This is a genomic window from Paracoccus zhejiangensis (assembly GCF_002847445.1).
GTDB lineage: Bacteria > Pseudomonadota > Alphaproteobacteria > Rhodobacterales > Rhodobacteraceae > Paracoccus > Paracoccus zhejiangensis.
In genome coordinates this window covers 570,747-582,864 of sequence record NZ_CP025430.1, presented here as the reverse complement: position 1 = coordinate 582,864, position 12,118 = coordinate 570,747, and the positions used below count along the sequence as shown (strand labels likewise).

The window sequence follows — 12,118 nt, the reverse complement described above, 5'->3', positions numbered from 1 at the left end:
TTGCGTCAATTCGCGCCCGGGAAACGCATGTTCAATTAAGACTTGTTTGCCATGGGGTTAGCGCCTGACAACTGGGCCTGCCCGCTGCGCGACCGGACGAATCAGTCGCCCTCGCCCGGCGCTTCCGAGAAATACTTGTCCAGCTTGTCGGCCTGCCCGTCCATTTCCTCGGCGGTCGGCAGCGGGTCTTTCTTGCGGGTGATGACCGGCCATTGTTCCGAGTATTTGCGGTTGAACTCGACCCATTTTTCCATGTCCGGTTCGGTATCCGGGCGGATCGCATCGGCCGGGCATTCGGGCTCGCAGACGCCGCAATCGATGCATTCGTCGGGGTGGATCACCAGGGTGTTCTCGCCCTCATAGAAGCAGTCGACCGGGCAGACCTCGACGCAATCCGTGTATTTGCACATGATGCAATTATCGGTGACGACATAGGTCATGGGATGCTCCGTTCAGTCCGAGGCGCTAGTTACGCCCGGCGGCGCGATCAATCAAGGCCGCGCGGGTTGAAAAGTCCGGCATTCCGGACAGGTGGCAAAGCCGGAACGCCCGTCCTGCCGGCGGGTCGGGACGGCAAAAACCATCCCGGTCGCGGGCTCAGTCTTCGGTCGCGTCCGTCGGGCCGGGTTCGGTCAGATCCTCGTAGAGCGTCTGCGCCTCGCTGGCCGGGCCGCGCCGGACACCCGGCGCGATCATCCGCAATGCACGCACACGGCCCTGCATCGAGACGGTCACCTCGTCACCGGGCCGGATGCTGCGGCCCGGCTTGCGGCTTGGCTGGCCGTTCACCCGCACGCCGCCGCCCTCGATCCTCTCGGCGGCCAGTCCGCGCGTCTTGAACAGGCGCACATGGACCAGCCACTTGTCCAGCCGGATGCTGTCGGGCGCCTCGCTCACGCGCGGGTCAGACCTTGCCCTTCAGCGCCGCCAGCACCGCGAAGGGACTATCGGGATCGGCCTTCTTCTCGGGGCGCGACTGGTAGGTCTTGGGGCTTTGCGAGCCAGAGGGTTTGCCACCCTTCTTGAAATCGCCCTTCTTGAAGTCACCCTTCTTGCCAGGACCGCGACCGGGCTTGCCCTCGCCCCGGTTCTCGCCGCGACCTTCACCGCGGGCTTCCTTGCGGTCCTCGCGCTTGGGCCGATCGCCCTGCGGCTGACCTTCGCGCTGTCCCTGACCCTCGCGCGGACCCTGCGAAGCGTCGCGGCGCGGGCCGCGACGGCCCTGACCCTCGCCCTGCGGACGACGCGGGGCGCGGGGCTTCGGCGCCCAACGGAAGGTATAGAAGGTTTCGAGCTCGGCGGCCTCGGTCTCGGCCGGGGCCTCGCCGTCTTCGGCAACCGCCTCGCCCGCTGCCGCAGCCGCCTCGGCCTCGGCGGCCTTCTTGGCCGCCTGCTCGGCTTCCCATTTCGCCCGGGTCTCGGCGGCCAGCACCGATTCCTCTTCGGTCATCGGAGCATCGGTCGCCGGCGTCTCGGCCACGGCTTCCGGTGCGGCCTCGACCGCCTTGGCCTTGGCCCGCTCGCCCTTCTCGGCGGCATAGCCCAGCCCCTGCATCAGGCCGGCGAACTGTTCCAGCGTCATGCCGGTGATCGACAGCATGTCGGGATTGGCCTCGAAGCCGCCGCGCGTGTCCTGCGCGCGCACCAGATCGGCCAGCCGCTCCAGCATGTCGATGCGGATCGCGCGGTCGCCCGCCGGGTGATAGCCCGAGAGAATGTAATAGCCGTCCGGCACCTCGGCCAGATGCGGGATCGTCACCAGGCCCGGTGGCGGGCTTTCGGGGAATTCGTCAAGGCCCGCGTTCAGCGACCACAGGACCAGCCGCAGCCGCGTCGGCGCAGGCTTCAACAGGGCCGGCTGGAAGATGGTGAACTGGCCAAAGCGCACGCCATGCTTGCGCAGGGTGCCGCGCGCGTCCTGATCCAGCGATTTCACATCGCCCGCAACCTCGTCGCGCGGGATCACCCCCAACGACTCGACCAGCCGGAAGGCGAAACCGCGTGCCAACCCGGTCAGCGCCTCGTCCTTCTGCAGCGCGAGCAGCGGCTCGAACAGGGTCGCGACCTTGCGGTCGATGAAATGCTGCAGCCGGCGGCGGACCTTCTCGGCGATCTCGGGACCGGCTTCCTCGTCCACGAAAGGCTCGACGCCCGGATGCAGCGCGTCCGCGCCCTTGACCAGCTTGCCCACGGCCGAGGCGCCCCACATCAGCCCACCCTGCTCGGTGAAGTCGAGCTCGGTATCCGGGGCGTTGTAGAAGCGGTCGGCGCGCAGGTGGAATTCGGGCTTCAGCGCCTCGTAGCTGGCGCGGTTCAGCATCTTCGCCTCGTCCGCCGTCGCGGTCTGGTCGGGGCGGAAGCGGAATCCCTCCAGCCGGCCGGCGAACTCGCCTTCGACCGTCACTTCGCCCTTGTCATTCACTTCGGCCACGAGGCTCTCCTTCTGCTTGAGCCGGCGCAACAGCACCGAGGTGCGCCGGTCCACAAATCGTTCGGTCAGTGCGACATGCAGCGCATCCGACAGGCGGTCTTCTACAGCGCGCGTTTCCCCGCGCCAATGGCTTTCATCCTGAACCCAGCCACGCCGTTGCGCCACATAGGTCCATGTGCGGATATATGCCAAGCGCTTCGACAGCGTGTCGATATCCCCTTTCGGGCGATCCAGCCGCTCGATCTGGCCGGCCAGCCAGTCCGAGGGGATCGCGCCTTCCTGCAGGAAACCGAAGATGCGCTGCAGCAATGTCGTGTGTTCCGCCGGGGAAATGCCCCTGAAATCAGGCACCCGGCAGACATCCCAGAGCAGCCGCACATCCGGCGGCCCGGTCACCCGGTCGCGGATCTCGGGCAGATCGCCCAGGGTTTTCAGCGCCCGCAGGTCATCGGCCTCGCGCCCGCGCACCAGCCATTCGTTCTCGGGCGAGACCTCGAGACTGGCGATCAGCCGTTCGAGCGTGCCGTATTCGACTGCGGCATTGCGCCACATCAGCCGCTGGATCGGCGCGAAGCGGTGGTTCTCCAGCGCGTCGATCAGCCCCTCGTCCAGCGGCCGCGCCTCGCCGGTGACGCCGAAGGTGCCCGGTTCGCTGTGCCGCCCGGCCCGTCCGGCAATCTGGCCCATCTCGTGCGGGAAGAGGTGCCGCACCCGGCGGCCGTCGAATTTCTGCGTGGAACTGAAGGCGACATGGTGGATGTCGAGATTGAGGCCCATGCCGATGGCATCGGTGGCGACGAGGAAATCGACCTCGCCCGCCTGGTACATCGCCACCTGTGCATTGCGCGTGCGAGGGCTGAGCGCGCCCATGACCACGGCGGCCCCGCCACGCTGCCGCCGGATCAACTCGGCCATGGCATAGACATCATCGACGCTGAATCCGACGATGGCCGAGCGCGCCGGCATCCGGCTGAGCTTCTTCGAGCCAGCCCAGGTCAGGGTCGAGAACCGCTCGCGCCGCTCGAAGCGGACATTGTTCACCAGCGCGTTGATGGCGGGACGCATGGTGTCGCTGCCCAGAAGCAGGGTCTCGTGCAGCCCCCGCATGTTCAGCATCCGGTCGGTGAAGACATGGCCCCGCTCGGGATCGGCGCAAAGCTGGATCTCGTCGATGGCGACGAAATCGGCGCCAACCTCGGGCATGGCCTCGGTGGTGGCGACCCAGTATTGCACCCGGTCGGGCACGATCCGTTCCTCGCCGGTGACCAGCGCCACGACCGAGGGACCGCGCGCCTTGACGATCCGGTCATAGACCTCGCGCGCCAACAGACGCAGCGGCAGGCCGATGACGCCGGTGCGATGCGCCAGCATCCGGTCGATGGCGTAATGGGTCTTGCCGGTATTGGTCGGCCCCAGCATGGCCGTCACGCGCGAATTCGACTTCATGGGATCAGATATCGGTGCCGTGATTGGCCATTTCCAGACGGGCCAGCCCGTCGATGGCCTCCTGCTGATGCGGATGGATCTCCAGCGTGGCGCGATAGGCGGCCATGGCGCGTTCGTCGTCGCCCATTTCCTCCAGCATCACGCCCATCTGGGTCAGCGCCGCGAATTGCCGTGGTTCCAGTTCAAGCGCATGGGCCAGGTCGGCGATGGCCGGGCCGTAATCGCCCTTCAGCGCATAGGCGGCGGCGCGGGCCTGGTAGCCGGTGGCGAAATCGGGAGCGTGATCGGTCAGCGCGGTCAGGTGGCCGATTGCGGTGACGGCGTCGCCCTGGTCCAGCGCCTCCTCGCCGCGCTTCAGCAGCAGGTCCATCGCCGGCGAGCCGGATTTCGACCATTCGCGCAGGATATCGCTTTCGGCAATGCGCCAGCCCTCGCCCTCGGGCTGGGACAGTTGCTGAAACAACGCATCCATGTCGACCGTGCCCTGGGATGACGCCACGCCAGCACTTGCGCCAAGGGCAAAAATGTTGACGCTTGCGGCAAGCAGCACTGCTGCGACCCGAACCATTTTCCCGCCTTCCGCCTTGTCTGCCCCCAGTGTAGACAGTCCTTGGGTTGGGGACCAGTCATAGCGCAACGGAGAAATGCAGATGAGCGAAGTCGTGAACAAGGCCGTCGAGAAACTGAACGAGCGTCTCGGGAGCTTTGACTCCACCGCGAAATTCGTGATCGAGGATGAAGGCGCGATCATGATCGATGGCAATGGCGCCCGCGCCGGCGACGAAGAGGCGGAAGTGACCCTGTTCGCTTCGCGCGAAACCTTCGAGGGCATCCTTGACGGCACCGAGAACCCGACCTCGGCCTTCATGACCGGCAAGCTGCGCATCGAGGGTTCGATGCCGCTGGCGATGCAGCTGGGCGTGGCCCTGTCCTGATCCGGAGCGCCCGGTGAGACCTGCCCCCTTTCACAGCCTGCCGGGGGATCACCTTCCCCCGGCAGAGGCGTTTTTCGTCACCGCCGATGACGGGGTGCAACTGCGTCTGGCGCATTGGCCGACCACCCGGCGGACGCCGCGGGGCAGCGTGCTGCTGTTCCCGGGCCGCACCGAATATGTCGAGAAATATACCGGCGTCGCCGCGCGGCTGAATGCCGCTGGCCTCTCGGTCCTGTCGATCGACTGGCGCGGCCAGGGCCTGTCGGGTCGGCTGCAGAACGATCCCCGCCCCGGCCATGTCAGAGATTTCGCCGACTACCAGCGCGACGTGGTGGAGATGGTCCTTGCCGCGACCGAACTGGACCTGCCCCGGCCCTGGCATCTGCTCGCCCACTCCATGGGCGGCTGCATCGGGCTGGCGGCGCTTTACAACGAATTGCCGGTCGAGACCGCAGCCTTTTCGGCGCCGATGTGGGGGATCAACCTCCGGCAAATGCCGCATGGCGTGGCGCTTGGCATGGCCTACCTGGCCGGTCGGCTTGGTCACGGTGGCCGCGCCGCGCCGGGCAGCGGTGCCGCCGGAACCTACCTGCTCGACGAAAGCTTCAGCGCCAACCTTCTGACCCATGACGCCCCGACCTGGGCGCGTCTCGTCTGCGAGGCGGCCGCCTGGCCCGAGCTGACCATCGGCGGCGCCAGCTTCGACTGGGTGGCCAAGGCGCTGAACGAATGCACCCGGCTTGCGGGCCTCGACTCGCCCGGATGCCCGGTGCTGATCACCCTTGGCGACGGCGAGAAGATCGTCTCGGGCGCCGCCATCCGCGACCGTGCCGCCCGCTGGCCGGGATCGGAGCTGCTGGAACTGGCGCGCTGCCGGCACGAGGCGATGATGGAAAGCCCCGACGTGCAGGAGCGGTTCTATGACGCGCTGCTCAGGCATTACGGGGCGGCGTGACGCTTTTGCGGCGCTGACCTGACGCGCATCAGAGGGCCAGCGCCGGCCCGTGGGGTGGCGCTGCAACGGCCGGCCTACGCGCTTTATGGTGCCAAGTCCCTCGCCTTTCTGAACTCGGGACCAGCGGCACCAAAGCGCCAGCCCGCCGGGACGGGCCGGCGCTGGCCCGGGCGGGCTTCGCCCTGGTTCCCGGGCCGATGTCGCCGCGCGAACCTCAGTGAGATCTGCAGGACCGACCCCACCCCACTAGCCATTCAGACATATTGCCATCCCGTTAACCACATCCGACAGTCGGGCATTGGAGTTTGCCCGATGTTCCGAGTCAGCCTTTTCACCCTACTCTTCATGCCCGCCGCCTCTTTCGCGCAGGACTGTCATCCCAGCTATGATCTGGTCTGCGTTCCGGTCAGCAGCGATGTCGATTGCGCCGGTGGCAGCGGCAATGGCCCGGATTACGTGCGTGGGCCGGTTCGGGTCATCGGCCCCGATGAATACGGCCTCGACCGTGACGGCGACGGCATCGCCTGCGAGAAATAGGCCCGCTTACCCCCCTCAATCATGCATCCCCTTCCCGGCGAGGATCTTCTCGGCCGCCTTCTCGATCCGTGCCACCACCGTCTTTGACTGCTTCGGCTGCGAGAAATGCAGCAGCCAGCCGCGCCGCCGCCCCGGGGTCAGGGCGTCGAAGGCCTCGCGCAGCGCCGGATCCGCGTCCAGCGCCTCGTCAAGTTCCGGGGGATGGTCCAGATCGTCCTTCTCGAAGGTGATCTTCAGCCCCTTCGCCTCGTTCTCCACTGCCTCGACCACCAGCGCCCGGATCGCCGGGGCGGCGGTCTTGATCCCGGAGAGATCGGTGAATTTCAGCATCCGGGCCGAGCGTGAATTGTCGCCCGGCGGGACCAGCAGCCCCTCGGGATCACTCAGAAGCGCGCCCTTGAGGAACGAGACGAAGGCGCAATCCTTCATCCCGCCGATGATGGCGATATTGCCGTCATGGGCGCGGTAGCAGGGCTGGCGCCAGCGCAAGTCTTCTTCGACCGGGCCCTCCAGCATGATCACCCTCAGCGCCTTCACCTCGGCCTTCCAGGGCGTGTCGCGGTCAAAGAAGCGGTCCAGCCGCGGGTTCGGGTCGGCCATGCGGTCCTCCGTCTCGGGTTCGGCCAAACTTGCCCGACGCGCGGCAAGCTGTCCACCGCCCGAACTTGAGCCGCCCCGGCCTTGCACCGGCCCGCCCGGCGGTCCACATCTAGGCCAACAGAAAGGACCCAAGATGTTGCGCACCCCGCTTTTCGACGCCAAGGACCCGGTCACCGACAAGCCCTTCGGCGATCTGCCCGAATGGGATCTGACCGACCTCTACCCTGCCCCCGACGCGTCCGAACTGGCGCGCGATGTCGAGGCGCTGCGCGACCAGGCCGCCAGTTTCGCGGCGGATTACCAGGGAAAGCTGGCCGATCTGACGCCGTCGCAGATGCTCGAGGCGATCCAACGTTACGAGGCCATCGACATCCTCGGCGGCCGGATCATGTCCTATGTGGGCCTGCGCTATTACCAGCAGACGACCGACCCCGCCCGCGCCAAGATGCTGGGTGATTACCAGTCGAAGATCACCGATCTGACCACGCCGCTGGTCTTTTTCAGCCTCGAATTCAACCGCATCCCCGATGCCACCTACGAGGCGATGTTCACCGCCGCCGATGGTCCCGCGCGCTACAAGCCGGTCTTCGACCGGATGCGTGCCATGCGCCCGCACCAACTGTCGGACGAGCTCGAGCAGTTCCTGCATGACAATTCCGTCGTTGGCGCCGCCGCGTGGAACCGGCTGTTCGATGAAACCACCGCCGGGCTGGAATTCGATGTCGACGGCGAGACGCTTGGCATCGAGGCCACGCTGAACCTTTTGACCGATCACGACCGCGCGCGGCGCGAGGCCGGTGCCAAGGCGCTGGCAGTGGTCTTCCAGAAGAATATCGGCCTCTTCGCGCGCGTCCACAACACGCTGGCCAAGGAAAAGGCCATCGAGGACAAGTGGCGCAAGATGCCCACGCCGCAATATGGCCGGCACCTGTCGAACCATGTCGAGCCGGAAGTGGTCGAGGCTCTGAGGAATGCCGTCACGGCCGCCTATCCGCGCCTCTCGCATCGCTATTACGCGCTGAAGGCCAAATGGCTGGGCCTTGACAAGATGCAGGTCTGGGACAGGAACGCCCCGCTGCCGACCGAAACGCCCCGCGTCATCGACTGGCCCGAGGCGCGGCAGACCGTGCTGGACGCCTATGCCGGCTTCTCGCCCGATCTCGCCGATCTGGCCGAGCCGTTCTTCGACAAGGGCTGGATCGACGCGGGCGTGAAGCCGGGCAAGGCACCCGGCGCCTTTGCCCATCCGACCGTCGTCACCGTTCATCCCTATGTGCTGCTCAACTATCTCGGCAAGCCGCGCGACGTGATGACTTTGGCGCATGAGCTTGGCCACGGCGTCCATCAGCGACTGGCGGCCGATCAGGGCGAGCTTCTGGCCTCGACGCCCCTGACGCTGGCCGAAACCGCCTCGGTCTTTGGCGAGATGCTGACCTTCCGCGCGCTGCTGGCGAAAACCACCGACCCGGTGCAGAAGAAGGCGCTGCTGGCCGGCAAGGTCGAGGACATGATCAACACCGTGATCCGCCAGATCGCCTTCTATGATTTCGAGGTGAAACTGCACGCCGCCCGCGCCGAGGGCGAGTTGACCCCGGATGACATCAATGCGCTGTGGATGTCGGTTCAGGCCGAAAGCCTCGGGCCCATCTTCGAGTTCATGCCGGGCTACGAGACCTTCTGGACCTATATCCCGCATTTCGTTCACTCGCCCTTCTACGTCTATGCCTATGCTTTCGGCGACGGGCTGGTGAACGCGCTCTACGCCGCCTACGAGGACGGGCTGCCCGACTTCCAGCAGAAGTATTTCGAGCTGCTGAAGGCCGGCGGGTCGAAGCACCACAAGGAGCTTCTGGCCCCCTTCGGCCTCGACGCCTCTGACCCGGCCTTCTGGGACAAGGGCCTGTCGATGATCGAGGGGCTGATCGACGAGATGGAGGCGCTGGAGGCGTGATCCTGCTTCAGCCTTTGTCCAAGGACGACCCCGCCCGGGTCGCCCATATCCACGTACTGCCCGAGCAGGAGCCGTTCTGCGGCACCATCGCCGGGCATTTCGCGGATTTCGACCCAGCGGTGGATTTCCACCAGATCAGCCGCGACGGTCAGGTGGTCGGTTTCTTCAAGATCGATCACGCCTATCCCCAACGCTACGAGTTTGCCCATCCGGGCGAGATCGGGCTGAGGGGGGTGATGATCGACCGGGGCGAACAGGGGCGCGGCACCGGCACGGCGGCCATGGCGATGCTCAGGCACTACCTGCCCGGCCTCTATCCCGAGCCGCCGGCGCTGGTCCTGACGGTGAACGCGATCAACCCGGCGGCCATCGCCGCCTATACGCGGGCCGGTTTCACCGATACCGGCGAGCGGTATCTGGGCGGCAAGATCGGGCCGCAACATGTCATGCGCATGGCCCTGTGCTGAGGCGCGGGGCAGAATGGGACAAGAGGGACGGGAATGGTTCGGAAACTGCTGATCGGGCTTTTGGGGCTCATCTCTCTCGCGGTCATCGCGGTGCTTATCTGGGGCCCGGCCTATGTCGAGCGCCAGCTGAACCCGCTGACCACCCCGCCCGAGGGCTGGCCGGCCTCGGCCGAGGCGCAGGCGCTGCATGACCGGCTGGTGATCGGCGACTGGCATGCCGATCCGCTGCTCTGGGACCGCGACCTTCTGGACCGGGGCGTGCGCGGCCATACCGACATCCCGCGTCTGGCCGAGGGCAATGTGGCGGTGCAGGTCTTCACCACCGTCACCAAAAGCCCGCGCGGACAGAACTACAGCGAGAACAGCGCCGAGGCGCCCGACAACATCACCCCCCTCTTCATCGGCCAGTTGCGCCCGGTTCGGGCATGGTTCAGCTTGAAGGAACGGGCGCTGGTGCAGGCCGAAGCCTTGCGCGACATGGCCGAGGCCGCGCCCGACCGGCTGTCGCTGATCCTGACCCGCGCCGACCTGCAAGCCGTGCTCGACCGCCGCGCGCAGGGCGAGCCGGTACTGGGCGCGGTGCTGGGCAGCGAGGGCGGACACCCGCTGGAGGGCGAGATCGCCAATCTCGACGTGCTCTATGACGCCGGCTTCCGGCTGATGGGGCTGACGCACTTCTTCGACAACGAGCTTGGCGGCAGCCTGCATGGTCAGGGCGACAAGGGGCTGACCGAGTTCGGGCGGCAGGTGGTTCTGGCGATGATGGCGAAGGGCATGGTCATCGACCTCGCCCATGCCAGCCCGCAGGTGGTCCGCGACGTGCTGGCGATGGAGGGCACGCAACCGATCATCTCGCATACCGGCATCCACGGCCAATGCCAGACGCCGCGCAACTTCACCGATGACCTGATGCAGGCGGTGGCGCAGAAGGGTGGCGTCATCGGCATCGGCTTCTGGGCGGATGTGGTCTGCGGCAAGACACCTGCCGACATTGCCGCCGGTATCCGCGCCGCCATCGCGCTGGTGGGCGAGGATCACGTGTCGCTCGGCTCGGATTACGACGGCTCGGTCGATGCGCCCTTCGATGTGGCGCATCTGTCGGCATTGACGCAGGCGCTGATCGATGCCGGTCTGACCGAGGACCAGATCGCCAAGGTCATGGGCGGCAACATGATGCGCTACCTGGCGGAGACACTACCGGAATAGCCGGGATCACATCAACCTCGCCGCTCAAACCAAACCGAGCGTTTCAACGAGGCCCGGCATCAGCATATAGAAATCATGAGTAACCGGATGTGCAGCACCAAACCATGATGGCTCCACTCAACCTAGGGAGGAAGTCATGCGGAAGTTCTGTTTTGCCGGCGCCATGGCGCTGATCGCTTCATCGGCTCAAGCTCAAGATCAAAACCTGGAAGTCGCGATGCTGCTGCCCGGCAATATCGAGGATAACGGATTCATGGAGGCGGGCTATAGCGGCCTGCTCGCCATTCAAGAGCAATTTGGCGCGGAGATATCCTATATCGACGGTGTAAAGCCCGAGCCGGCGCTTCTGGAGGCGGCGCTGCGTAAGCTTGCCGATCGCCAGCCGGACATGGTGATCGCCCATGGTGGCCAGAACAACACGGCCGCCGAGGTGGTCGCCGCCGAATATCCGGGTATCGAGTTTGTTGTCGTTCAGGGCGGGGTGACGGGGCCGAACCTCTCGAGCTACGAGGTGCTTCAGGAAGAGAGTGCGTGGCTCGCCGGAGCTGCTGCAGGGATGCTCACCAAGAGCGGTGTGGTCGGCCACATTTCTGGCATTCGCGTGCCACCGGGGCTGAAGGGTCGGGGCGCTTTCCACGATGGCCTCATCCACAGCAATCCGCAGGCAAAGTTCGTGACGATCTTCGCCGGCGATCAGGACGACAATGCACTATCGGCGCGCGTGGCCAAGGCCGAAATCGAGCAGGGCGCGGACATCATCTTCACCATGCTCAATGCCGGTCGGACCGGGGCGACCGATGCCATGCGTGAGGCTGGTGTCCAGCAGATCGGCAATGTGATCGACTGGACCGAGATCGATCCCGCTGTCTTTGTTGCCTCGGCCGTGGCCAATGTCTCGATCCCGAGCGTCGAGGCCGTCCGCGACTTCACCGGAAGTGACTGGAAACCGGGCGTCATCAAGTCGATCGGCCTCGAGAATCCTGACGCGGTCTCGCTGACGCTTTCAGGCAATGTCCCCGATGACGTGCGCCAGAGCATCGATGTGTTCCGCCAGAAGATCGTCGATGGCGAGATCGAGGTCGTGACGGATTACGAGGGACCAGAACTCGAGATCTAGGCAGGCCGGTCAGGATCAAGTGGGCGATGGATCAGAGGACGATCCGCTCCAGCGGGTCATAAATCGCGCTTGCCTCGCCCCAGACCGCCGCGCCAAGCGCATCCGGCTTGTGCCGCAGCCCGGCAAGCTCGGCGCGGCTGACCCAGCGAAAGCGGTTCACCACCCCCTCGGGGTCCTCCAGCCGCACCGCATCGCCGCCGTCCAGTTCGGCGCGGAAGAACAGCTCGACCTGGTGGAAGCCGCTGGCCGGGTCGTGGAACTCGTTCACCAGGAAGGGCGCGCCGACCGTGATGGCGAGGCCGGTTTCCTCACCAACCTCGCGGATCAGGTTCTCGGGCAGCGACTGGCCCGGCTCGACCCCGCCGCCCGGCAGCGCCCAGAGATCGCTCTCTTGCCCCGGATAGGCGTTGACCAGCAGAAGCCGGCCGCGATGCAGGATCGCCGCGCGGACAGCCAGTCGCGGGCGGGCCAGC

General features: G+C 66.1%; 13 protein-coding genes. 7 read left to right on the top strand and 6 right to left on the bottom strand.

Annotation, left to right across the window (positions count from 1 at the left end):
* Nucleotides 1–101 precede the first annotated feature (101 nt).
* The 4 genes from fdxA to CX676_RS02940 all read right to left on the bottom strand — a co-directional run bounded on the left by fdxA (nt 102) and on the right by CX676_RS02940 (nt 4,376).
* Nucleotides 102–440 carry a ferredoxin FdxA gene (gene fdxA, locus CX676_RS02955; protein ID WP_101751284.1) on the bottom strand — a complete coding sequence of 113 codons (339 nt, stop codon included), beginning with the start codon at nt 438–440 and terminating at the stop codon, nt 102–104.
* 157 nt (nt 441–597) lie between these two features.
* On the bottom strand, nt 598–897 hold the full coding sequence (locus tag CX676_RS02950; protein WP_101751283.1) for an RNA-binding S4 domain-containing protein: 300 nt from the start codon (nt 895–897) through the stop codon (nt 598–600).
* A 7-nt stretch (nt 898–904) separates the two neighbouring features.
* Entirely contained in the window at nt 905–3,877 is a 2,973-nt protein-coding gene (locus CX676_RS02945) for a helicase-related protein (RefSeq protein WP_101751282.1), read from the bottom strand.
* A gap of 4 nt (nt 3,878–3,881) precedes the next feature.
* Nucleotides 3,882–4,376 (bottom strand): tetratricopeptide repeat protein, encoded by a 495-nt coding sequence (locus CX676_RS02940; protein ID WP_232816569.1) that lies wholly within the window; start codon nt 4,374–4,376, stop codon nt 3,882–3,884.
* Nucleotides 4,377–4,527: 151 nt separating this feature from the next.
* Here CX676_RS02940 and CX676_RS02935 point away from each other — a divergent pair, with 151 nt between their 5' ends.
* The 3 genes from CX676_RS02935 (at nt 4,528) to CX676_RS02925 (ending at nt 6,304) form a co-directional block, all read left to right on the top strand.
* Nucleotides 4,528–4,812, top strand: a complete 285-nt coding sequence (locus CX676_RS02935) for an SCP2 sterol-binding domain-containing protein (protein WP_101751281.1) — start codon at nt 4,528–4,530, stop codon at nt 4,810–4,812.
* A 13-nt stretch (nt 4,813–4,825) separates the two neighbouring features.
* Nucleotides 4,826–5,767 carry an alpha/beta fold hydrolase gene (locus CX676_RS02930; protein ID WP_101751280.1) on the top strand — a complete coding sequence of 314 codons (942 nt, stop codon included), beginning with the start codon at nt 4,826–4,828 and terminating at the stop codon, nt 5,765–5,767.
* Nucleotides 5,768–6,079: 312 nt separating this feature from the next.
* The gene (locus tag CX676_RS02925; RefSeq protein WP_101751279.1) at nt 6,080–6,304 is read left to right on the top strand and encodes an excalibur calcium-binding domain-containing protein; all 225 of its coding nucleotides are present in this window, start codon (nt 6,080–6,082) and stop codon (nt 6,302–6,304) included.
* 15 nt (nt 6,305–6,319) lie between these two features.
* Here CX676_RS02925 and CX676_RS02920 read toward each other — a convergent pair whose 3' ends face one another.
* Nucleotides 6,320–6,904: a YdeI/OmpD-associated family protein gene (locus CX676_RS02920; protein ID WP_101754106.1), complete on the bottom strand. Its 585-nt coding sequence runs from the start codon at nt 6,902–6,904 to the stop codon at nt 6,320–6,322.
* 133 nt (nt 6,905–7,037) lie between these two features.
* Here CX676_RS02920 and CX676_RS02915 point away from each other — a divergent pair, with 133 nt between their 5' ends.
* The 4 genes from CX676_RS02915 to CX676_RS02900 all read left to right on the top strand — a co-directional run bounded on the left by CX676_RS02915 (nt 7,038) and on the right by CX676_RS02900 (nt 11,645).
* Nucleotides 7,038–8,855, top strand: a complete 1,818-nt coding sequence (locus CX676_RS02915; RefSeq protein WP_101751278.1) for a M3 family oligoendopeptidase — start codon at nt 7,038–7,040, stop codon at nt 8,853–8,855.
* Nucleotides 8,852–9,322, top strand: coding sequence for a GNAT family N-acetyltransferase (locus tag CX676_RS02910; protein ID WP_101751277.1), 471 nt, complete (start codon nt 8,852–8,854; stop codon nt 9,320–9,322). The genes CX676_RS02915 and CX676_RS02910 overlap by 4 nt, the downstream gene beginning before the upstream one ends.
* Nucleotides 9,323–9,355: 33 nt before the next feature.
* The gene (locus tag CX676_RS02905; RefSeq protein WP_101751276.1) at nt 9,356–10,528 is read left to right on the top strand and encodes a dipeptidase; all 1,173 of its coding nucleotides are present in this window, start codon (nt 9,356–9,358) and stop codon (nt 10,526–10,528) included.
* A gap of 136 nt (nt 10,529–10,664) precedes the next feature.
* On the top strand, nt 10,665–11,645 hold the full coding sequence (locus tag CX676_RS02900) for a BMP family protein (RefSeq protein WP_101751275.1): 981 nt from the start codon (nt 10,665–10,667) through the stop codon (nt 11,643–11,645).
* Nucleotides 11,646–11,676: 31 nt separating this feature from the next.
* Here the strand turns inward: CX676_RS02900 and CX676_RS02895 are convergent, their stop codons facing one another.
* Complete coding sequence (locus tag CX676_RS02895) at nt 11,677–12,117, bottom strand: NUDIX domain-containing protein (RefSeq protein WP_101754105.1); 441 nt, start codon at nt 12,115–12,117, stop codon at nt 11,677–11,679.
* Nucleotide 12,118 lies beyond the last annotated feature (1 nt).